We start from the raw sequence: 21999 nt of genomic DNA, 5'->3' as shown, positions 1-21999 counted from the left end.
ATACCAATTATGAAAAAAGCGCCGCAGGGTTAGCTGCGGCGCAAAGAAGTGACAGTTCAGGCAAAACAAAACTGTCAGCGGACAGATAAAAAATCAGCCAAATCTTAGAGTTTGCGCAGCCAAATATTGCGGAAGCTCACCGGGTTGCTGTGATCTTGCAGGCGGATCGGGGCGCAGCCGTGGGCTTTGTAAACCGGCTTGCCAATCCACTCGGTAGCACCTTGGATTTCAACGTGGTTCTGCACCAATACGCCGTTGTGCAGCACGGTCACATAACCGGGTTTGCTGAGCTTGTCGCCGTCAAACTTGGGCGAGGTGAAGATAATGTCATAAGTCTGCCATTCGCCCGGTGCACGGGTGGCGTTAGCCAAGGGGATGGTTTGTTTGTAAACCGATGCCGCCTGACCGTTAGGGTAGGTTTTGTTGTTGTAGGAATCCAACACCTGAATTTCGTAGCGTTCCTGGAAGAACACACCGCTGTTGCTGCGGCCTTGGCCTTCCAGCAACTTGCCATCGGCACCTTTGATTTCGGTGGGGGTTTTCCACTCAATATGCAGTTGCACATCGCAGAAGGATTCTTTGGTGCGAATATCGCCCTTGCCCGCTGCAACGGTTACTGCGCCTTGGGCCAGATTCCAGGCAGCAGCGCCGCCATTAACCGATTCCCATTTGCTTAAATCTTTGCCGTCAAACAATACAACGGCGTCGGAGGGAACACCGTTAGCTGGGGCGGATACCACCGGTGGTACCGGCTCCCAGACCTCGGTTTCTTCAGCGAGCTGCCATGGCTCTTTTTTGCTTTCGGCAGCAGTGCTCAGGGTGCTGATAGAGCAGGCGGCAAAAGCGAATAAAACAGGTGCAATAGCGCGTGTTAGTGGTGTGTTTTTCATGAAGTGTTTTCCCTTGGGATTGCAGGTCGTTGTTATGTTTTGTAATTACAGTGGCTATATAGCTGCTCCATCGCCGATCAGCGACAGGTTTTACACAGCTTGATAAATTAATCTGATTAATGAAGGTTTGATTAACATGTCTTAACAGACTAAGACTGGCGCTTGCATCATCCTGCGCAAACCAGCCTTGTCGGGTAGGCGGGGGATTAACGCAGGTTTTGCTGGGCCAACTGCTCGCGACGGTTGCAGTTCAAAAACTTGGACGACGCCAGCCAGTGTTTATCAGGATAGTAGGAAAACAGGAATTGGTCGCCTTTAATGGTGTCTATTACTTTACGGGCGATGCCATTACGCACTGCCGGGCAGCCATAACTGCGCCCTAGGTGGCCGAGTTTTTTAGCCAGTTTTAAGTCCACATAGGGAGCACCGTGGAATACAATGGCGCGCTCCATGGCTTTGTCGTTGAACCCTTCTTCCAGACCTTCCATGCGCAGGGAATATCCATTGGCGCCCATGTAGGTTTCCTTGGTGCGGAACAGCCCAAGGCTGGTTTGCAGGCTGCCATAGGTATTGGAAAAGTGGCGGGCAACGTGTTCACCGGTATTTTTGCCGTGGGCGACCAATTCGTGGAACAACAGCTTGCCGCTCACCAAATCAAATACCCACAGGCGTTTTTGGGTGGAGACCAGTGAATAGTCGATCATGGTCAGGTTGCGCGCCGGTTCCATGCCGTTTTTCAGGGCGCAATCGAGCGCGGTGAGCGCCATGTTGATCACTTGCGGATTGGCTCCCGGCGCCGCGCGGGTAAGGCGATCCAGCAAGTTCAGGAAGGATTGATCCTTGCCGAAGGCCGGGTGCGTAAAGGGGTTGTTAGCTGTGTGCTTGGGGAGTGTAAGGGGGCGATCCTGAGCGGCGAAGGTGCCGGAAGAGCACAAAAATGTTAAACCGGCCGAGACAAACAAGGCCTTCAATAGTGAATACAACATGGACATCCCCGGACACACTGGGTCATTGAAGTTGTAGCGGCCTTGCTAGGTGAGATTATGTTTTTACCCTTGCAGCAGGGTTAAGCTGTTGAATGCTAGCATCATGAACCTGAGGCGGCAAATAATAATTGATCAAAAAATATGCCGTTTCTAGACCTTTTTTAGTCATTTTGGGAAATACATCGTTGTTTTTTAAGCGTGCAGGAGCGCTCGTTTATGCGGTTGTTGTTGCTAACCTTGGGCTTAATACTAAGCCTTGAATTACCCGCGCAAGCGGCCAGGGATTCTGGTACGAATTTGCGTGGTGCGGCTAACACCTTGTTAGTTGCGGAGTTGGAGGCCCGGGTGCAGGCATTGCAGGCACCAGCAGGTGACCCTTCCTCTTTGCCTACGGTCAGCCCGGTGGCGCAGGCGGTAAGCAGCTTTTATCAGCAGCGCGGCTTTCAACCGGCTTGGTCTGATCTGAACCGTCTTCAGGAGTTGATCTCAGCGCTGGAGGGGCTGCACGCCGATGGCCTCGACCCCGAGGATTACTCCATCAGCTTTCTGCGCCAAATGCACAGCTTGTTAAAAACCGGGCAGCGGCCAATCGCCAGTGAGTTGGTGGAGTGGGAACTGCTGGCTACTAATGCTTATTTACGCGCGCTCTATCATTTATTTAACGGCAAGGTCGATCCCGCCGGCCTGGACCCCCAGTGGAATTTCGAGCTGCACGAATTATCGCCTGCCGTGGTGGCGGGGTTGATGAGTGAGGGCGTTGACTCTCGCCGGATAGAGGATGTGTTTGCCCAAACGCGCCCCCAACACCCCGTTTATACCAGCTTGCAGGCCGGATTGAGCCGCTACCGCGAGCTTGCCGCTCAGGGGGGATGGTTCTCACTGCCCGCGGGCCCCACGCTAAAACCCTGCATGATCGACCCTCAAGTTGCGCTCTTGCGTGATCGCCTGCGTGTAACCGGTGAGTATCAACACCCGGGCGACGAAGAGCAGGTGCAGGCAGTGGCGGCGTGCCTTGCCGCGAACGCCAAGGTGGCACAAGCCAAGAACACTAGCTCGGTAGGTGCAAGCGAGGCGAACAACTACGCAGTACTGGATCCTGCCATCACTGGCGAGCTGGGTGCCCAGCTTGCAGAGTCGGATAGCAGCGAAGGCAGCACACAGCCGAACCCATCAAGTGACAGTTCTGCCAGTAGTAGCGCGGCGGCAGTTAATAATGAAGAAGTCTTTGATGAATACCTGGTGGCGGCGGTCAAACAATTCCAGCGCGATCAATATCTGGAGGACGATGGTGCCATAGGCCCGGCGACTCGGGCGGCGCTGAATATTTCTGCTCAGGCGCGGGTGGATCAAATCCGGGTCAATCTGGATCGCGCGCGTTGGTTGCTGCACAACATTCCCGACGAGCTGTTGTTGGTGGATATCGCCGGTTTCAAAATCACCTATTTCAAGGGTGGCAAAGAGCTGTGGAAGTCCCGGGTGCAGGTGGGCATGTCCTACCGCACTACGCCGGTGTTCAAGTCCGAGGTCAACTACATCACCCTCAACCCCACCTGGACAGTGCCACCTACCATTTTGCGCAAGGATATATTGCCCAAGCTGCGCAAGGACTTAAGTTACCTGCGCGAGCATAAGATCCGCGTGCTTGATAGCAACGGCCAGCAATTGGACCCAGCGACCATCGACTGGTATCGCCCCGGCAATGTCACCCTGCGCCAGGATGCGGGCGACGATGCGGCGTTGGGCAAGGCGGTGATTCGTTTCCCCAACCCTTACGCGGTGTACCTGCACGACACGCCGCACCAGCGCCTGTTTAATAAAAGCCAGCGCGCGTTTAGCTCGGGCTGTATCCGTGTGGAGCGCGCATTGGAACTGGTGGAGTTGCTGCTGGAGGAAACCCCTAATTGGGATGATGCGGCGATCAACAAAACCCTGGCTACCGGCAAAACCCGCAATGTGACGCTCGCCAAGCGGGTGCCCATCATGCTTGCTTATTGGACTGTGGATGCCGTGAGCGACACCAAAGTGGCATTTAAGCCAGATATTTACGCCCGCGATGGCGCGGTGCTCGCGGCGTTGAATCGGCGCGTGAGCCAGCCGGTTATCAACCTGCTCGAACCTGCGGGCGATCTTTAACAATCAGGTGTTTTTTTTATTGTGACAGGGTTGGCGATTTGTATTTATCGCCAGTCGCGACTAGCGTTAAGAGTGTTTGGTACTTTGGCTAATATCGGCCATTGAATAGCTATAAAAATATCGCTCTCCTTCGCTCTTAACTTAGTCGCTCGTAACCTTGTCGCATGTAAAAAGGAACCCTATCGATGGCCACCAAAAAGACCTCCCGCACCACTGAATCCACCGAACTGGACGACGTAATCACTGCCAGTCCCGAGGCGGAAGTAGAGGTTATCAGTCGTCCACTCACCAATGCTAACGGCAATGGCTACATGTACTTCACCGAGCGGGATTTAAATAAAATTCTGCATAACCTCGATACCCTGCGCGATAGCGTTTACCCCCACCTTGCAAACCAACAGGATGCCGACAACCAAAAGCAGCCGCAATTTCCCTCGGTCTGCCTCATTGGTTTGGGGCGTTGCGGTTCCAATATCGCGTTAGATGTGGCGAGCTTGGTTTATAACGCGCGCAACTTTTATCTGAATGAATTTCTGAGCGAAGAAAAAGAAGTGCGCGAGCCGGATCACATGCCCATGCGCTGGATCAAACGCAGCTTGCATTTAAAAGGCTCGCATCAACTCAAGCCGGTATTTTTAATCGAACCCTTGGTGATGCTTGGCGATTTAGATAAAGATATTGAAGGCCGCATCCGTTTCTCCCATAAAGGTGAGCGCGCCGGTTTCCTCAAGGATTACACCAAAATGAAAATCATGGACTTGTCGGAAGTCCATGCGGGCGGTTCAGGCAACGCGCCCATTCTTGGTCAGTACCTCGCCAAAATTATTCTCAATAAAGATACCCAGCGTTTTTCCAACCCCGATTGGAAATTTGTGCATTCTTATTTGATTGATTCCTGCGGCATAAAAGCCAACCAATCGCGTTTGTATTTTTATATTTTCAGCGCTGGTGGCGGTACCGGTTCAGGTATGGCCAGTGAATTTGGTTTAGCTCAGCAGTACGCTTATATGAGCAAAACATTTGATGTGCGCGCCCAGTCCGAGGACAGCAGTAATCGCGGCCACTCGTTTGTGTTTGAGCCGATTTTTACCAGCGGTATTTGTATCCTGCCCAATATTTCCGACCACGGCGTGGAAATGTCGGAGGCGCTGCATATCAACGCTGGGCGGTTGCTGTGTAAATATCTCTCGGAAGAGTGGGATTTCTCCTACAACTTCGATAACGAAGACAGCAGTGAAGCGAGTGTGATGCATCGTATTCGCCCGTGGAACGCGATGATGCTGATCTCCAACGACATCATGCGCTACGCCGAAGAAACCGATGAAGGCGCGATCCAACACATTGATGTTAACGCCATGGAGAAATACGCTAACCAATATATCTCCCAGCAAATTTTTAACATCCTCACCGCACAAGCAGTGACTACTGATTACGACGAAAATTATTTCCGCCGCGCGGGTATCGATATTGGCGAAACCATTCGCCTCGACGCGAACGATTTATTTATGAGCCTCGCTGGCCCCGTCGCGGTTGCTTACGCGGAATCCGTTATTCCCGCCAGTATTCCGCAGGGTGTAGATAAACTGCGCGGCATAGATACCAAAAAAATCGGCGAATTAAACATCGATGATTTGTTCTATCGCTCCATCGATTTGCCGCACTTTAATAAAGTGACCCAGGCGATTGAAGGCATCAGTTTATTGCCGATTGAATCAGCACGCTACCGCGAGGCGCTGGCGAACTACCTGCAAAAAGGTTACGACGCCAACGCCTTAAAAGACCTGCACTTCTTCAAGAATTGCTCGTCAGTGGTATCCATTATTTCCCTGCCAAAAGATTACAAACTCAGCTACATGGATTTGAATAAACTCAAATCCCATTTGAACGCACTCTTCCCCAATACCACATTAAAACGCTATGCCTTGGTGATTGGCGCCTCGGCGAATATTTCCTTAACCACGCTTATTGTAAAAAGCCCCTGCTTGAGCGATGACTTTCTCACCTTAATTGTCGCCTTTATCAAACGTTGCTTCGCCAAAGACTCCTACCGTTTTGATGAACAGCTGGATAGCGCCATGCTCGACTTTATCCGCGCTGAGGAGTTCGATGAGGCTCTCGTAGATAAAATGCTTAACGAATACGAAAACCCGGCAAAAATTCTCGATACTAATTGGTACGCCATCAAACCTATGTACGAGAAAAAATACCGCGAGCTAATCAACGACTCGGAAAAATTCTGCTCGATCAACGATATTCGCCTATCGCGTGACAGCGTGAAAAAAGCAATCAAATACCTGCGCGAAATCTATCGCCACAAAATCAGCAAAACCCGTATCGTATCGCTCAACTCGCTGCCGAAAGACGGAAAAAACTAAATTAAATGACCCGCAATCAAGGAGCCGCAAGGCTCCTTTTTTGTTAGTATCGCTGAAAATTCAGTAATACACTTTTCCGGACTTTTATTATGTTGTTCGATACGGCCCAACTAAACCCGCAAGAAATTTATCGTCTGCTCGTAGGTGGCGTCACGCCGCGCCCAATTGCGTGGATCAGTACCCTGTCAAAAACTGGCGTGGCAAATATAGCGCCATATTCCTTTTTCAATGTGGCCAGCTGCAACCCGCCAATCCTCTGGTATTCCCAAGTTAACCCGCGCGATGGTGGCGATAAAGATACGCTGGTCAATTTGCTCGATACCAAAGAATGCGTGGTACATATTGTTAACGCACAATTACTGGAAAAAATGAACCAGACCTGCGCCTCACTTCCCGCTGAACAAAGCGAATTCGATTTCGCCCAACTTGAGCAATGCACAAGTCACAGTGTTAAACCTCCCTCGGTACGCGGCACCTTAGTCCGCTACGAATGCACACTGCGCGAAGTAGTGCGTTTCAGCAGCCTCCCCATGGGCGGCAGCGCCGCGTTGTTGGATGTAAAAACTATTTTTGTGGATGATGCTGTTTGGCTGGATGGTTTTATCAATCAAGCACAATTAAATAGTGTGGGAAAAATGGGGAAGGATTTTTATAGTCTTACTAACGATTTGGTTGAATTGTCACGACCTTAAAATAACGTGATTTTTGCCATCGACCTTGTGCTAAATAATAACTTTCCTGTGGATGAGGTTATGACTGCGATATACAACCAAATTGGAAATGGATATGACACAACAAGATGTGCTGATCCTGAAATTTTAAGTGCTATGGCGCGTCTGCTATCAGTGAGGAAAGATGGTTTATATATTGATATAGGTTGCGGCACGGGAAACTATACGGTTGAGCTTGCGCGCCTCGGTGGAGAGTGGCATGCGTTTGATCAATCGGAGTTGATGATTACACAGGCGAAAGCTAAAAGTTCACTCGTTCAGTGGAGCATTTTTGATGTTGAACAAACATCCTATAGCTCAAATTCTTTTCATGCGGCTCTGTGCTCATTGGCGATTCACCATTTTGCTGATTTAGGGCGAGCTTTTGCCGAGGTGGCAAGGCTGCTGCAACCTTCTGGCAAGTTTGTTGTTTTTACTTCTTTGCCAGAGCAAATGAACCGTTACTGGTTAAATCATTATTTTCCTAACATGCTTGCTCGTTCTGTTGAGCAAATGCCGTTGTTGGATAATATTCAGTGTGCGCTACATGCGGCGAATCTTAGGGTAGTTGAGATTGAGAGATTTTCAGTGTCACCTACAATTAAGGATCTTTTTCTCTACAGCGGAAAATATCAGCCTGAGATCTATTTATCCCAATCTGTCAGGTCTGGAATTTCCTCATTCCGTAACTTATGTTCGGAAGCAGAGCTGCAATCGGGGTTATTGAAATTAAAAGCAGATATTGAAACTGGTAAGATTGAATCTATTCTTAACAATTATGCAAATGATTTAGGAGATTACTGTTTTATCGTTGCAGAAAAAAATGGATAACTGGTTTGAAGGAAAAACTTAAGGAATATTTCTATGATCAAGCGTGTGGGTAATACCGATATCCAGCCAAAACACAAAGCCACTTGTCATTGCGGGGCAGTGGAGTTGGAGATTGATTTGCCAGATGGCATTGTTGATCCGCGTCGGTGTGATTGTTCTATCTGCCGCAGGAAAGGTGCTGTAGTTGCGTCTGCATTGTTGTCAGGAATTCGGGTGGTAAAAGGGGAGGCGCTGCTTCGGCTTTATCAATTTAATACGCATCAAGCAAAACATTATTTTTGTTCGGTATGTGGTATTTACACCCACCACCAGCGCCGCTCCAATCCAGAACTTTATGGTTACAACGTGGGATGTTTAGAGGGAGTGAATCCTTTTCTTATTCCCAATGTGCCAGTGAATGATGGCGTTAATCATCCGGCTGATCGACAGTAAGTATTTCCTTTCCTGCTAACTGCGCGCCGCCAGCAGTGTCAGTCCCGTCCATTTTTTAAACGCGCGCCGTAAATTGGCGACATCGTGGAAATGTAATTTTTTTGCAACTTGTTCGCTGCTGTAGCCTTCCTGATTAATCCAATAAACGGCGAGGTCTTTGCGTACCTGATCGTAAATGGCCTGAAAGTGGCTGCGATGTTTTTTGAGTTTGCGTTTAAAGCTCGCGCTGCTCATACCGAAGTCGGCAGCGGTTTGTTCTAAGTTCGGATCAGTGGCGATATTGCTATTCAGGTAATCATAGACGGCGGCAAGAAAGCCTTTGGTGGGAGCCTCTATTATATTGGTTGAGTGATCTGTAAAAATTTCTGCTGTTATATCCGCATTTTTCACCCATGGCTGATAACAATATTCGCGGGCGATAGCCATGGCATTGCGCTGGCAATCAAAGTGAATATTCCCGCCCAGGTGTACTTCATACTGTTCGATATAAGTCGGTGCCTTATGGGAAAAATAAAATTGCCAAGGCAGGCGGCTGTTGGAAAGCCAGCGCGCAAGGCTGCTGATAGCAGTAGTTAACGCTTCTACTAAAAAAATAAATGAATCCTCAGCACCACAGGCATCTTGCCAATAGAGCACTAGCGCATCACCTTCATAGCAGCGGCGAATATTAATCAGTGGGCTTAAAAACGCTTGGTGTTCTACTAGGGCATCAATCAATTCATCGAGATTGGTTGAAGCCATTAATTGATCGCTAATAACCGCAATTTTGCCCGGTAACAATTGGTGCCCCACTAAAAAGCTGAGGTCGTCAGCGGAAGTATTTTTGGTGATGTTTTGGATTAATTGCAGCAGTTGTTCGGGGCAGATGCAGTGATCCGGGCGATGAATGTCTTCGCAAAAAATACCGGTGTGGCGCAGCAGCTTGTGCTCTGGAATTGCCCTTGTCTGTGCCAGGTCGATTAATTCTGCTGGCCAAAAGTGGGAGTGCACTATAGCGCTGTCCCGCTCGTAGTAAACCGGCGGCACAGGGCACAGCGGAAATTCTACAGACTCGCTCATATCAAGCTGCGCGCAATTGTTGCGAGTCGCGCTGTTCCTTGGCATGGAGTAATGCTTGGGTGGCGCGGGCGATTAAACTGTCGGGTGTATCTGCTTCTGCCGTTTGCCCGCAGCTGAAGGCGATACCAATGCTCACGGAATGAAAAATACTGTCCTGCTGTTGTTGCGGTTTAAATGCAAAATGGCGCACGGCCTGGGATATTTCCGCCGCAATAGTATTGGCCATGAGTTTGCCCGTGTTCGGTAGCAACAGCGCAAAGCGATCGCCTGCATAACGGCAGAGTAAATCATTGCGGCGAATATTGAGCAGCAATAACTCGCTTAATGAATGTAATAGATTGTCACCTTCACGATTACCATAGCGGCGATTAATCTGGGCAAAATTATCAATATCAATCAGCACTAACGCCAGCGGATTTTCCTGATTACCCTGTGCCAATTCGTGCTGTAATTGCACGCGTAAATAATGTGCGCCGCTTAAACTGGTGGTGAAGTCAAGCCCGCGGTGCTCACGAAAAAGCCGCTCACGTTTACGCAATTGTTCAGTAATTAATAGCTGTTCTTTGTGCCAGTGATAAATACCCAAGGTTAATAAAATTAACCCTATCGGCATAAAGCCCGATTCAATCCAGTGATCCCAGAGTGCCCCTTCGGGAAAATAAATGAATTCGTCCAGCCAATCCTGAAAGCCAGCAATAAATACCGCACTCAGCCCCAAGCTGAGAAATTGTGTCACGCGCCCAGCGGGGCGACTGTGCAAAATCAATAACAGCCAAATTAATGCCAGCAACGCCAAGCCGCCCTCGCCAACTATGTCTAGCCAATTCCATTCGCTAGTGGTTTTTATATCGCCACTGGCAAGGCTGCCAACTAAAGCCAGATTGGCCGCCAGTGCGAGAAAAAGCAGTTTCCATTTGTGTAGTGCGAGCATAGAGCGTGAATCCACAGCAGTGAAATATGAATAATGGCTGACACCCTTAACAAATTGTTGTGACATTTTTGTGACTGCTCGGGGCGATTCTTTCGTTATATTTTTTTAGTGAGATGAGTGATAAAGGGAGGCAAATCAGCTCAGGTGATTTTTGCTGGGCAAGCGCTACAGGTAACAGAAGTGTCACAGAGCAACCCTAGTTTGGCGCTGTTGAAATCAATCACTCGCTTGGGGACTCATTGTGAAAAACGTATTACCTAATCTATTTGCTAAAACCTGTCTGGCATTAGTTGTTGCCGGTGTTGCTGCTCAGGCTGCAGCCGACGGGCGCATTGAAGGTGAAATTAAAGCGACTGACAAAGGCATTGCCCTGCAGGGCGCCAAGGTACGCATTAAAGAATTAAAACGCGAAGCGGTAAGCCAGCGCGATGGCCGTTTTGTATTTTTGGATGTAAAGCCCGGTCAATACACCTTGGAGACGAGTTATATCGGTGCGGATAATATTTCGCGCACCATTGTGGTTGAAGATTTAAAAACCACGCGCGCCAGTTTTCAGTTGCAGGGTGTGTCCGGTTTGGTTGAAAACGTCATTGTTATTGGTCAGGCGGCGGGCATTAATAAGGCGCTGAATAAACAGCGTAGCGCCGACAATATTATTACCTCGGTGTCGGCAGATGCGATTGGCCAATTTCCGGATACCAATGTATCCGAGTCGCTGCAACGTTTACCGGGTTTGTCGATTGAGCGTGATCAAGGTGAGGGCCGTTACGTACGTGTACGCGGTATGAGCCCGGATTACAACGCGGTGACCATTAATGGCGTTGGTGTGCCGGGGCCGGATGCCGATCGTCGCGCGGTGGCGCTGGATGTAATTCCTTCTGACTTATTAGAAAACCTGACGGTGACAAAAAGTTTGACGCCGGATATGGATGCCAACTCTCTCGGCGGCACTATTGATGTACAGAGTTTGTCGGCATTTGATCGCGATGGTTTTTTCTATCAATTAACCGCCGAAGGCAGCTTTGATGAAAACACCGAAGAATACAGTCCAAAACTTGCCGCCACAGCAAGTAATCAATTCAGTATCGGTAATGACGATAATAATGTAGGTGTTGCGTTTGGTGTGAGTTCTTTTAAGCGCGAATTCGGTTCAGATAACGTCGAAACCGGCGGTGCATGGAATTTTGATGAGGACGCGGCGCGCCTGGAGGAAATGGAGCAGCGCGATTATCGTATTACCCGTGAGCGCTCTGGTTTGACTTTGAATCTGGATTACAAACCTAGCGAAAATACCGATTTGTTTTGGCGTAATTTGTATAGCGAATACACGGATGCGGAAATTCGTTTAGCGAACGTTATTGAATTTGAAGAGGAGGTTGTTGCCGGTCAAACACGCGCTGCAGAAGTACAACGTGAATTAAAAGATCGCACTGAAACGCAAAAAATTCTTTCTACGTCATTGGGTGGTCAGACCCGTCTGGATAATTGGACGGTGGATTATCGCGTTGCTTACAGCAAATCCAGCGAAGACGAGCCGCAGAATATCGCGGGCGCCGTATTTAAAATTGACGATGACGTGATTGCCGATGAGACATTTGATCTCTCCTTTAACAATAGCAAAAAAATCAGTTTGACCGCGCCCGCCGAATTTTATCAAAGTGCCAGTTATAAATTGGATGAAGTCGAGTTAGGCAGCACTAATACCAACGACGAAAGTACGGCGGTAAATATGGATTTCACCCGCGAATTGGAATTGGGTAGCAATGCTGCGCAACTAAAATTTGGGGCAAAACATCAGGCGCGCAGCAAGGATAACGATTTGGCTGTCTGGACGTCGGAAGATTTTGTGGGTGATACCTCCCTGAGCGCTTTTTCCGGCGAGGCCGTGGATTACAAACTGGGTCAGTTTGGTAATCAAATCAATGCCCGTGCGATAAAGGCAGCTATAGGTGAGCTGGAAGAGGATACCGCTGAATCCAGTATTGGTGATTACGAGATTACCGAAGATACCTCTGCAGCCTATTTAATGGGGCGAATTGATATTGATAACTGGCGCATACTCACCGGTGTGCGTTATGAAAATACAGACTTCACTGCAGAAGGCTTTTCGTATAACAGCGAAGATGAGGCAATAACCACGCAAAACTTTAGTAACTCTGATGATTACTTCTTACCGGCGCTGCATATTCGCTACAGTATCGATGATAAAACCCAAGTGCGTGCGGCTTGGACTAATTCCGTGGTGCGCCCCGGTTTTGCACAGTTATCACCCGGTCAGTTGATCGAAGAGGACGACGGTGATGTTGAAGCAGAATTTGGTAACCCGGCATTAAAATCGCTTGAGTCCAGCAATATTGATTTGGGCATTGAACATTACCCGGGCATGGCGAGCGTGCTCTCTGCATTTGTGTTTTATAAAGATATAGAAAATTTTGCCTATCAAACGGATTTGGGTGGCACCGCCGGTTATGAAGAATTTGATAAGGCTTTCACTTATGTCAATGGTGATTCAGCAGAATTAATGGGCATTGAATTGGCGGCATCCAAACAGTTCACGCAATTGCCGGCGCCTTGGGATGGTTTATTGATTGGCGGTAACGCTACCTTTGTGGACTCCACTGCAGAAATTGGTGGTTATGATGACGGTGAATTTATTGCACGCGATATCCCCATGCCCAGTCAGTCGGATACCTCGGCTAACCTCATGGTTGGTTATGAATCTGATTTGATCAGCATGCGTTTATCGGCCAATTACAAATCCAATTATTTGTTGGAAGTGCTTGATCCCATGGAAGCAAATTACGATGCCTATGTGGATGATCAAGTCCAGCTGGATTTCTCCCTGCGTTATTACTTGACTGAAACCATTAAGCTGCATTTTGAAGCGCTGAATTTAACCGATGAGGTCTATTACACCTACGTGAACAAGCATAATTACAATGCCCAGTATGAGCGCTACGGTGCAACTTATAAGTTGGGCATTACCTTTATGCAATTTTAATAATGAATTAAGTTTGCTGCTGTAATTTGTGTGATGGTTGTGATTAATCGATTTTTTATAATAATCACAGCTGTCACTTTTAATTTGAGAGTAAAGCTATGAATAAAAAATATTTCCCGCAAATCCTGGCGGTTGTTCTTGGGGTTTGTTCATTCTCTGTGATGGCGATTTCACCAGGCAATAAATTGCTTACTGCCAAGTTGAATGCAGACCTGGTTGCGCCGCTCCCGCTGCAAAAAAATCAGCAAGCAACGTATTTAACTCTGGGTGATAACAACCAAATTCATTGGCGTGCGGCAAGTGGTGAATCATTAGCGCAGTTAGATCAAGCCGCTGAGTTATTGGATTGGCGCTACCCGGTGACTGTGCAAACGCAAGGCAAATCCATACCTGGTCTTATCGCCGCTACCGTATTTTTACCGGAACAACAGCCGGGTTTGGTTGCATTAAACCCTGCGACAGGTGAGCTGAGTGAATTGCTGCGAGTGCCTACCCCCGCGTTTAAAATTGAAAATATTTGTTTGAGTCGCGCGGCGGGCGATAATTTGTCGCTGTATTTATTGGATGAGCGCGGCACTGCCGAGCATTGGCTAGTTATTGATGCCAATGGGAAGCCGGATGCAAAACTGTTGCGCCGTGTACCGATTGCGCCGAATAGCAAAGCCTGCGCCGTAGATGATGCACAGGATTTATTATTTATCGCCGAAGAAGGCGTGGGTATTTGGGCGCAGGGCGCGAGTGAGGAGTCATCGCCCGGTCGTATTGCGGTGGATATGCAGCAGCCGTTTGGAAAATTGCCGGGCAGTGTGGAATCGCTGGCGGTTATGCCTCAAGGTTTAGTCGCGGCGATTGCTGAGGAAAAACAGCTCGCGGTTTATTCCGTGCAACAGGGTAAATTTACGCAGCAGCAACAAATCGACTTACCGCAAACCGATGAACCGGAAGTGGTGAAGGCTGCGTATGTGGCTGAGCAAAAAAGCCTGGCGTTAATCGTAAACGATGAAAAAACCGGTAATCATTTGCTGCAATTGCCGTGGAATCCGACAGCTCAACAACCACCCGCACATCCGATTGTGACCGTTACTGCTGATGTGCAAACCGAGTCGATGCTGCGTTTTGGCGATGCGGCAGATGACCCTGCGATTTGGGTCAATAAAAAGCGTCCGCAAAAAAGTTTGGTACTCGGCACCAATAAACAACAGGGTTTATTTGTTTACGACTTGCAGGGCCGAGAAGTACAGCAATTTAATACCGGAAAATTAAACAACGTTGATGTGCGTTACGGTGTGCGCCTAGGCAAAAAAGTAGTTGACCTGGCGGTGGCGACTAACCGCGATGATAATAGTTTGTCCATTTACACTATTGATCCACGCAGCGGTAAATTAGCCTTTTCTGGCAGTGTTGCGACCGACATGAAAGAAATCTATGGTTTTTGTATGTATCAAGCGCCTGCCAGTGCAGCGCAACCTGAAGGTGCGCTCTATGCGATTCCCAACGATAAAAGTGGTGAGTTCCAGCAAATTCAATTGAGCGCCGCAGTGAGTGCTGCAGATAAAAATGCTGTGCAGTGGCAGGGGCAAGTCAAGCGCCGTTTTTCTGTAGAGAGCCAACCTGAAGGCTGTGTCGCCGATGATAAAAACCAACGTTTATTTGTAGGTGAGGAGGACGTTGCGCTCTGGACTATTGCGGCTGAACCCGATAGCGGAACTCGTTTGGAGAAAGTACTTGGTGCCGGTGAGATTCTGGTCGCGGATATTGAAGGTGTCGGTGTTTATCAGGGCAAAAACCAATCCTTTTTGGTGATCTCCAGTCAGGGCAATAACAGTTTTGTGATTTTGGATGCAGCCGCACCTTACGCGTTGCGCGGCATTGTGCGCATCGCACTGGATGCCACTAAAAATATTGATGGTGTTTCTGAAACCGATGGCTTGGAAGTGAGCAGTATTGATTTTGGCGCTGCATTTCCAGAGGGTATGTTGGTAGTGCAAGACGGCCACAAGGTGATGCCGGAAGCACCGCAAAACTTTAAATATGTAAGTTGGGAAAAAATTCGTCGCGCATTAAATTTGCCTACAGAATAGTTAATGCGCGCCGATGTTTCGGGCAAGGGCTTTATTGGCCCTTGCGCGATTCGCGAATATAAAAACGTGCGTCTTTGGCATGGCGATAGCAGTTGTCAAAATTTTCCACGGTTTGCATGGTTCGTGCACTGGTAATTAACCCTAAGGCTTTGCCGTAGCTGACCGTGCCACTAAAACCTTCTGCTTTGGCGATCGACAGTTCACTCCAGGCCGCATCCACCTCGCTGGCGCATGCAGTGCGATACTGGGTTTTGCCCGCGCAAGCAGAGAGCGACAGGGCAATAACAAGCAGGGCGCTGATTGAGGGTATGTTTACGGCTGGCATAGGTTGCTCCATCTAAGTGAACGGGATTGTTGTATCAATCAAGAACTTTGATTAAGACAAGGTGCTGAAGTTCCTATTCTCTACCGCGTGCTCGCGAATGCAAGCAGTCATTTGCGATTTCAGGCGTGCTGGATTTGCGTTGCACCGAGCAGCTGCTGATCAATAATCGCAATGGCCTGCTGCAGTACTTCATTGAACGGCGCACGCACATCAATATCCACCACATCTGTTTCATCAACCGGGCGCTCCAGGCTATCGAATTGGCTGCTGACCAGGCTCGGTGCCATAAAGTGCCCGGCGCGATTATCAACCCGCTGCTGGATGGTACTGATATCGCTGTGCAGAAACAAAAACAGGGTTTTGCGGCCCGCGTTGCGTAATTCCTCGCGATGCGCGCGTTTTAAGCCGGAGAAGGCGAGGGTGGCATGTTTGCCTTCGTTGGCGGCGGCGCTGAAGTAATCGCGCATGCGCATTACCCAGGGTAGGCGCATCGCATCGTCCAGCGGTAAGCCCTGGGCCATGCGGTCGCGCGCCTCCTGGCTGTGAAAGTCGTCACCGTCCAAATACGCGTAGCCATAGTGAGCTGCCAGCGCTTGGGCAAGGGTGGATTTACCACTGCCAGAAACACCCATCACAATAATCAGGCAGGTCTGGGCGTCAGGGTTGCTGGGTTGCGCTTGGCGGTGAGATTGCATCGCGATCTTCCTGGGATGGGTGTTGATAAGGCTGGGATACTAGCGGCTTGGCGCCTAATTAGCCATCAAATGATAGCGCAATCATTTTGATCGTGGTAGGGTATAAAAAAATAATCAATAACCAACCACTACATCCTGCCAAAAAGCATTAAAAACCATGAAAAAATCGAGAAAAGGCGGTTCTGACGGCAAAATTACTCTGGTCGATGTGGCGCTTGCTGCAGCGGTCAGCCCCATCACTGTGTCACGGGTTATCAATCAGCCGGATAAAGTGTCTGAGTCCGCCCGGCTCAAGGTGCAGAAGGCTATCGATGAGCTGGGTTATATCCCCAATCAGCATGCCAGCTCGCTTGCCTCTTCGCGCTCGGGCGTGATTGGCGTCGCCATTCCCTCGCTCAGCAACGTGGTCTTTACCGATGTATTGCGCGGTATTTATAAGGTGATGGGGGCGGCGGGTTATAAGGTCTTGTTGGTCGACACCCATTACTCGCCCCTCGAAGAAGAAAAAATGGTGCGCACTCTGCTCAGCCAATCGCCCGAAGGGCTAATCATTACCGGTGGCGACCAAACGCCCGCCTGCGACCAGTTGCTGCGTAAAGCGCGTATCCCGCTGGTGCAAATCATGGAGCTGTTACCTAACCCCATAGATATGAATATCGGTTTTTCCCACTTCTTGGCGGGTACTGATGTGGTCGCACATTTGCTGGCCAAAGGCTGCAAGCGCATTGGTTTTATTGGTGCGCGTATGGATTCACGGGTGCAGCAGCGTATTCGCGGTTACACCCAGGCGCTCAGCCAGCAGGATCTATTTGAGGCCAGCCTGATCGCTACCTCGCCCGAACCTTCCTCCATCGCCTTGGGTGGTGCCTTGTTCAAGAGTTTGATGGCAGCCAACGAAGGCCGTATTGATGCCGTGTTTTGCGCGAACGATGATTTGGCACTGGGGGCATTATTTGAAGCCCAGCGCATGAATATTGCGGTGCCCAAACAATTGGCAATTTGTGGCTTTAACGATATTGAAGCCGCGGCTTACGTTAACCCCTCGCTCACCAGTGTGGCGGTGGGCCGTTACGAAATGGGTATTAAGGCTGCCGAATTGATTATTCAATCACTCAACAAGCAGCCGCCGGAGCACAAACAAATTGATATGGGTTACGCCATCAAACAGCGCGACTCTACTAATCGCCAAGCCTAATTTTCAACAATAATCAAAACCGGGACAGTCTATGACTACTTCAACAAATGATCGCTTGGCGCGGCTTTCGCTGCGCGAAAAAATGGGCTTTGCGCTGGGCGATTTGGGTTTTAATTTGTATTGGGCCAGTATCGCCTCGTTTTTAGCTGTGTTCTACACCGATGTATTTGGCATTCCCGCTGCGGCGGCTGGCACCATGTTTTTAGTGACCAAAATTATCGATGCGATTACCGATCCGATTATGGGCGCGGTGGCGGATCGCACCAAAACCCGTTGGGGAAAATTTCGCCCCTATTTAATTTTTGCCGGTGCACCCATGGCGGGCGCTGCGGTCATCACCTTTAGTACGCCGGAATTAAGTGATAGCGGGAAAATTATTTATGCTTACATCACTTACTCGTTGATGATGTTGTGTTACACCATTTTGAGCACACCCTATTCATCGCTTTCAGGAGTGATGACAGCGCATCCACAAGAGCGCAATACCCTGATCAGTTTTCGTTTTATCGCCGCGTTTGCGGGCACAACATTGGTGAATAAATTTACCTTACCGCTGGTGGATTATTTGGGGGCGGGCGATGAATCTTTAGGGTGGCAGCTCACCATGGCGCTCTATGGCCTGATTGCGGGTACTGCATTTGCAATTACTTTTTTTTCCACCCGCGAACGCATCGCACCGCCGCCGCAACAAAAAACCTCACCTTGGGGGGATATTAAAGATCTGCTCGACAATCGCCCCTGGTTGATTTTAATCGGGTTAGCCATTGTGATTATGATGACTATCACCCTGCGCGGCGGATCGAGTTACTACTATCTAAAATATTATTTGCTACGCCCGGAATTAATTTCTGATTATTTATTTGTACAAGGTTTGGCGCTTGGTGTGGGCGCTGCCATCACGCCGCTGCTCACTAAATACGTTGATAAAACCAAATTATTAATGCTGCTGATGGCGATTGTGGGCGTGCTTTCGATCGCTATGTATTTTGTTCCGGCAGAGTATGTGTCGGTTATTTTTGTGCTGAATATTTTGATCAGTTTGGCGCTTGGCCCCAAGTCGCCGCTAGCCTGGTCAATGTACGCGGATTCTGCAGATTACACCGAATGGAAAACCGGGCGCCGCGCAACAGGCATGACATTTTCTGCTGCCACTTTTGCACAAAAATTGGGTGGTGCATTGGGCTCGGCGGTAATGTTGTGGGTGTTGGCGGGCATAGGCTATGTTGCTAAAGAAGCGCAGTCTGACGCTTCGCAAACCGGTATTGCATTATTGCAAACAGTTATCCCCGGTGTAATTGCATTGATCGCGGTAGCGGTTATTAGTTTTTATCCTTTAACCAACGCCATGCTCGCGCAAATCCAGTCCGATTTGAAAAACCGCGAAGTGCCGACTCCCTGATTATTCTCCCTTGTGTCGCACTGGTTTAGTACCGGATTGCGGCATTTTTTTTGTCCGCTTTTTTGTCCGTTATTTTGCCGGAGTGTGTTATGTCCAAACCATTATTGCAGCCCGCCCAGCAGGGGCAGCGCTATGAATTGTATTCCCCCACCGCGCTGCCACGCGCTGCCGGTTTTTTGTGGAATCAGCGCATGATGATTCAGGTTACCTGTCGCGGTTATGCGGTTGCCCAATTTATGCAGCCAGAGCCCGCGAAATATGCCTACGCACCAAATCTGGAAGCAAAAACATTTATGCAGCCAGAGCAACCCTATTACGCCCATCACCCCGGCCGTTTTTTTTATATCAAAGATGAAGAGACCGGTGAGATTTTTTCTGCGCCTTATGAACCGGTGCGCGCACCTTACGAAAATTTTGTATTTTCAGTGGGTAAAAGTGATTTGCGCTGGACTGTGCAAGCGTTGGGTATTGAAGTTGAACTCGGTTTGTCACTGCCTGTGGCAGATGTAGTTGAACTCTGGGATGTAAAAATCACTAATCGCTCTAAGCGTGCGCGCCGCATTAGTGTTTATCCCTATTTCCCGGTGGGTTATATGTCGTGGATGAATCAGTCGGCCGAGTATCGTGCAGACTTGGGCGGTATTGTCGCCACCTGCGTAACGCCTTATCAAAAAGTCGCGGATCATTTTAAAAATAAATTTTTCAAAGACAAAACGTTTTTCTTGCACGATCGAGCCCCCGTCGCCTGGGAGGCTAAACAAGAAACTTTTGAAGGCGAGGGCGGCTTGCACAATCCCTCTGCGCTGCAGGAAGCTTTATTGCGTGGCGGCGATGCGCGCTATGAAACGCCAGCGGCGGTACTGCAATATCGTTTGGAATTGACTGAATCAGCCCAACAGCAATATCGGTTTATGTTTGGCCCCGCATTTGATGATGCGGAAATACAGCAGTTGCGCGAAAAATATTTAAGTGCCGACGGTTTTGCGCAGGCACAGGCGAGTTACGCTGACTATATCCAAAAAGGTAGTGGTTGTTTACAGATCGAAACTCCCGATGCCGAATTGGATAATTTTGTAAACCACTGGCTGCCGCGGCAGGTTTTTTATCACGGCGATGTCAATCGGTTAACGACCGATCCGCAAACGCGTAATTACTTGCAAGATAATATGGGCATGACCTTTGTTAAACCGCAGGTTGCGCGCGCGGCATTTTTGCATGCGCTGAGTCAGCAAGAAGTGTCGGGCGCAATGCCCGATGGCATTTTGTTGAGTGCGGAGGCTGAGTTGAAATATATCAACCAAATTCCCCATACAGATCACTGCGTATGGCTGCCGGTATGTTTAAAAACCTACCTTGATGAAACTAATGACTATGCGCTTTTGCAGGAAATGGTCACAGGTCATGACGGCAAAACCTTGTCGGTATTTGAGCGGATTAGCAATGCAATGCGCTGGTTATTACAGGCGCGAGATCAGCGCGGTTTAAGTTTTATCGCCCAGGGTGATTGGTGCGACCCCATGAATATGGTGGGTTACAAAGGTAAAGGCGTTTCCGGCTGGCTTTCGGTTGCCACCGCTTACGCATTGAATTTGTGGGCGGATGTTTGCGCAAAACTTGCGGAGGAAAATTTGCAGCAGGAGTTTCGTGCGGGTGCGCAGGAAATTAATGTGGCCGTGAATAAATACCTGTGGGATGGCAATTGGTTTGGACGCGGTATTACTGACGATGATGTGGTGTTTGGTGTTAGCAAGGATCAGGAGGGGCGCATCTTTTTGAATCCTCAAAGCTGGGCGATTTTAGGTGGTGCGGCAAGTGCGGAGCAGCGTGAAAAAATGATCGCCGCGGTAGAGCAACAATTGGAGACACCTTACGGTGTTGCCATGCTTGCCCCCGCTTATACGGCCATGCGCGATGATGTCGGGCGTGTGACCCAAAAACACCCCGGCTCAGCGGAAAATGGTTCTGTTTATAATCATGCGGCGGTGTTTTATATTTTCAGTTTGTTTGGCATCGGGGAGCGGGATCGCGCTTATAAATTGCTGCGCCAAATGATTCCCGGCCCAAGCGAGGCGGATTATCTCCAGCGCGGTCAGTTGCCGGTGTATATCCCGAATTATTATCGTGGCGCTTATCATCAGTATCCACGCACGGCAGGGCGATCATCGCAATTATTTAATACCGGCACTGTGTCCTGGGTTTACCGCTGTCTGGTAGAAGGCGTATTCGGTTTGCAAGGCTGCGATGAAGGCTTGCGTGTTGCGCCGCAATTACCGTCCGCTTGGAGTCAGGTCAAAGCGGTGCGTCAATTTCGCGGTGCGACTTTCCATGTAGCGATTGCACGCGGTGCAACCGACAAAATTCTGCTGAGCTGCAATGGTGAGTTGTTGGTCGATAATTGCGTGCGGAATATTCAGGTGGGCCAGGTTTATTTATTGAATGTCGTTGTGCCGATGGTTTAGTGCAAAATTAATCTGGTTGTAAAAAACAAAAAAGGCGTGTTTCTCACACGCCTTTTTTTATTAATAGTAATTTTGGATTGTTCATTGGTTTAAAAATCAAAAATCTCACTCAAAATGGATTTTTTCCGCGGCTTGCCGTAGCTGTCATACCCAGAACTTTTATGGTGGGCGCCATAGTGTGGGCGATGGTCAATATGCTGGCGATCGTCGCGCCGCTCTTGGGGGCGGTAGTCGCGTTCCGGTTCCCGATACTGCTCACGTTGCGGTGCCGCTTGTGGTGCGGGTGCTGCATCGGCCTGCGCGCGTTCAATCAGTTTGTCCAGCTCGCCGCGATCTAACCAAACGCCGCGACACTTCGGGCAATAATCAATCTCAATGCCGTTGCGATCAGCAATAAGCAGGTGGGGGCGATCAGGGGATTCACTGCAACTTGGGTTTGGGCAATACATGTTCTGATTCTCCGGTGTTTGCGCGTAAGGTTAAATACGTAACGACCG

17 protein-coding genes are annotated in these 21999 nt (G+C 49.2%); 10 read left to right on the top strand and 7 right to left on the bottom strand.

Features of this window, described 5'->3' with window-relative positions; genetic code table 11:
• Positions 1-104: 104 nt before the first annotated feature.
• Both O59_RS17375 and O59_RS17370 read right to left on the bottom strand, forming a co-directional pair.
• Complete coding sequence (locus O59_RS17375) at positions 105-890, bottom strand: DUF1080 domain-containing protein (RefSeq protein ID WP_007644984.1); 786 nt, start codon at positions 888-890, stop codon at positions 105-107.
• Between the two features lie 206 nt (positions 891-1096).
• Positions 1097-1876: a murein L,D-transpeptidase catalytic domain family protein gene (locus O59_RS17370; protein ID WP_157152625.1), complete on the bottom strand. Its 780-nt coding sequence runs from the start codon at positions 1874-1876 to the stop codon at positions 1097-1099.
• 216 nt (positions 1877-2092) lie between these two features.
• Here O59_RS17370 and O59_RS17365 point away from each other — a divergent pair, with 216 nt between their 5' ends.
• The 5 genes from O59_RS17365 (at position 2093) to O59_RS17345 (ending at position 8357) form a co-directional block, all read left to right on the top strand.
• The gene (locus O59_RS17365) at positions 2093-4009 is read left to right on the top strand and encodes a murein L,D-transpeptidase (protein WP_157152624.1); all 1917 of its coding nucleotides are present in this window, start codon (positions 2093-2095) and stop codon (positions 4007-4009) included.
• A gap of 185 nt (positions 4010-4194) precedes the next feature.
• Positions 4195-6384 carry a hypothetical protein gene (locus O59_RS17360; protein ID WP_007644974.1) on the top strand — a complete coding sequence of 730 codons (2190 nt, stop codon included), beginning with the start codon at positions 4195-4197 and terminating at the stop codon, positions 6382-6384.
• 89 nt (positions 6385-6473) lie between these two features.
• Positions 6474-7076, top strand: a complete 603-nt coding sequence (locus O59_RS17355) for a flavin reductase family protein (RefSeq protein WP_007644972.1) — start codon at positions 6474-6476, stop codon at positions 7074-7076.
• A gap of 60 nt (positions 7077-7136) precedes the next feature.
• Complete coding sequence (locus O59_RS17350) at positions 7137-7925, top strand: class I SAM-dependent methyltransferase (protein WP_040393315.1); 789 nt, start codon at positions 7137-7139, stop codon at positions 7923-7925.
• A gap of 33 nt (positions 7926-7958) precedes the next feature.
• The gene (locus tag O59_RS17345) at positions 7959-8357 is read left to right on the top strand and encodes a GFA family protein (RefSeq protein WP_007644968.1); all 399 of its coding nucleotides are present in this window, start codon (positions 7959-7961) and stop codon (positions 8355-8357) included.
• A 15-nt stretch (positions 8358-8372) separates the two neighbouring features.
• Here O59_RS17345 and O59_RS17340 read toward each other — a convergent pair whose 3' ends face one another.
• Both O59_RS17340 and O59_RS17335 read right to left on the bottom strand, forming a co-directional pair.
• The gene (locus O59_RS17340; protein ID WP_050977105.1) at positions 8373-9416 is read right to left on the bottom strand and encodes an AraC family transcriptional regulator; all 1044 of its coding nucleotides are present in this window, start codon (positions 9414-9416) and stop codon (positions 8373-8375) included.
• A 1-nt stretch (position 9417) separates the two neighbouring features.
• Positions 9418-10413, bottom strand: coding sequence for a GGDEF domain-containing protein (locus O59_RS17335; RefSeq protein ID WP_007644964.1), 996 nt, complete (start codon positions 10411-10413; stop codon positions 9418-9420).
• A 175-nt stretch (positions 10414-10588) separates the two neighbouring features.
• On the opposite strand from O59_RS17335, the gene O59_RS17330 reads away from it, so the two are divergent.
• Positions 10589-13348, top strand: a complete 2760-nt coding sequence (locus O59_RS17330) for a TonB-dependent receptor (protein WP_007644960.1) — start codon at positions 10589-10591, stop codon at positions 13346-13348.
• Between the two features lie 98 nt (positions 13349-13446).
• Entirely contained in the window at positions 13447-15429 is a 1983-nt protein-coding gene (locus tag O59_RS17325) for a phytase (RefSeq protein ID WP_007644952.1), read from the top strand.
• A gap of 31 nt (positions 15430-15460) precedes the next feature.
• On the opposite strand, the gene O59_RS17320 is transcribed toward O59_RS17325, so the two are convergent.
• Together O59_RS17320 and O59_RS17315 are read right to left on the bottom strand one after the other, a co-directional pair.
• On the bottom strand, positions 15461-15754 hold the full coding sequence (locus O59_RS17320; RefSeq protein WP_040393311.1) for a hypothetical protein: 294 nt from the start codon (positions 15752-15754) through the stop codon (positions 15461-15463).
• A gap of 119 nt (positions 15755-15873) precedes the next feature.
• Entirely contained in the window at positions 15874-16449 is a 576-nt protein-coding gene (locus O59_RS17315) for a gluconokinase (RefSeq protein WP_007644948.1), read from the bottom strand.
• Positions 16450-16606: 157 nt separating this feature from the next.
• Between O59_RS17315 and O59_RS17310 the strand changes: the two genes are divergently transcribed.
• The 3 genes from O59_RS17310 (at position 16607) to O59_RS17300 (ending at position 21502) form a co-directional block, all read left to right on the top strand.
• Positions 16607-17644, top strand: a complete 1038-nt coding sequence (locus tag O59_RS17310; RefSeq protein WP_007644946.1) for a LacI family DNA-binding transcriptional regulator — start codon at positions 16607-16609, stop codon at positions 17642-17644.
• 31 nt (positions 17645-17675) lie between these two features.
• On the top strand, positions 17676-19043 hold the full coding sequence (locus O59_RS17305) for a glycoside-pentoside-hexuronide (GPH):cation symporter (protein ID WP_007644945.1): 1368 nt from the start codon (positions 17676-17678) through the stop codon (positions 19041-19043).
• A gap of 89 nt (positions 19044-19132) precedes the next feature.
• Positions 19133-21502: a GH36-type glycosyl hydrolase domain-containing protein gene (locus O59_RS17300; protein WP_007644942.1), complete on the top strand. Its 2370-nt coding sequence runs from the start codon at positions 19133-19135 to the stop codon at positions 21500-21502.
• Positions 21503-21591: 89 nt separating this feature from the next.
• On the opposite strand, the gene O59_RS17295 is transcribed toward O59_RS17300, so the two are convergent.
• The gene (locus O59_RS17295) at positions 21592-21951 is read right to left on the bottom strand and encodes a zf-TFIIB domain-containing protein (protein WP_007644934.1); all 360 of its coding nucleotides are present in this window, start codon (positions 21949-21951) and stop codon (positions 21592-21594) included.
• Between the last annotated feature and the right edge of the window lie 48 nt (positions 21952-21999).

Source organism: Cellvibrio sp. BR, assembly GCF_000263355.1.
GTDB lineage: Bacteria > Pseudomonadota > Gammaproteobacteria > Pseudomonadales > Cellvibrionaceae > Cellvibrio.
This window is presented reverse-complemented; position numbering and strand designations above follow the sequence as displayed.

Excerpts from the sequence above, each read along its gene's own strand:
- O59_RS17295 (WP_007644934.1), bottom strand. The coding sequence starts at position 21,951 with ATGTATTGCCCAAACCCAAGTTGCAGTGAATCCCCTGATCGCCCCCAC.
- O59_RS17350 (WP_040393315.1), top strand. The coding sequence starts at position 7,137 with ATGACTGCGATATACAACCAAATTGGAAATGGATATGACACAACAAGA.
- O59_RS17305 (WP_007644945.1), top strand. The coding sequence starts at position 17,676 with ATGACTACTTCAACAAATGATCGCTTGGCGCGGCTTTCGCTGCGCGAA.
- O59_RS17335 (WP_007644964.1), bottom strand. The coding sequence starts at position 10,413 with ATGTCACAACAATTTGTTAAGGGTGTCAGCCATTATTCATATTTCACT.
- O59_RS17360 (WP_007644974.1), top strand. The coding sequence starts at position 4,195 with ATGGCCACCAAAAAGACCTCCCGCACCACTGAATCCACCGAACTGGAC.
- O59_RS17340 (WP_050977105.1), bottom strand. The coding sequence starts at position 9,416 with ATGAGCGAGTCTGTAGAATTTCCGCTGTGCCCTGTGCCGCCGGTTTAC.
- O59_RS17320 (WP_040393311.1), bottom strand. The coding sequence starts at position 15,754 with ATGCCAGCCGTAAACATACCCTCAATCAGCGCCCTGCTTGTTATTGCC.
- O59_RS17355 (WP_007644972.1), top strand. The coding sequence starts at position 6,474 with ATGTTGTTCGATACGGCCCAACTAAACCCGCAAGAAATTTATCGTCTG.
- O59_RS17370 (WP_157152625.1), bottom strand. The coding sequence starts at position 1,876 with ATGTTGTATTCACTATTGAAGGCCTTGTTTGTCTCGGCCGGTTTAACA.
- O59_RS17300 (WP_007644942.1), top strand. The coding sequence starts at position 19,133 with ATGTCCAAACCATTATTGCAGCCCGCCCAGCAGGGGCAGCGCTATGAA.
- O59_RS17345 (WP_007644968.1), top strand. The coding sequence starts at position 7,959 with ATGATCAAGCGTGTGGGTAATACCGATATCCAGCCAAAACACAAAGCC.
- O59_RS17375 (WP_007644984.1), bottom strand. The coding sequence starts at position 890 with ATGAAAAACACACCACTAACACGCGCTATTGCACCTGTTTTATTCGCT.
- O59_RS17365 (WP_157152624.1), top strand. The coding sequence starts at position 2,093 with ATGCGGTTGTTGTTGCTAACCTTGGGCTTAATACTAAGCCTTGAATTA.
- O59_RS17315 (WP_007644948.1), bottom strand. The coding sequence starts at position 16,449 with ATGCAATCTCACCGCCAAGCGCAACCCAGCAACCCTGACGCCCAGACC.
- O59_RS17325 (WP_007644952.1), top strand. The coding sequence starts at position 13,447 with ATGAATAAAAAATATTTCCCGCAAATCCTGGCGGTTGTTCTTGGGGTT.
- O59_RS17310 (WP_007644946.1), top strand. The coding sequence starts at position 16,607 with ATGAAAAAATCGAGAAAAGGCGGTTCTGACGGCAAAATTACTCTGGTC.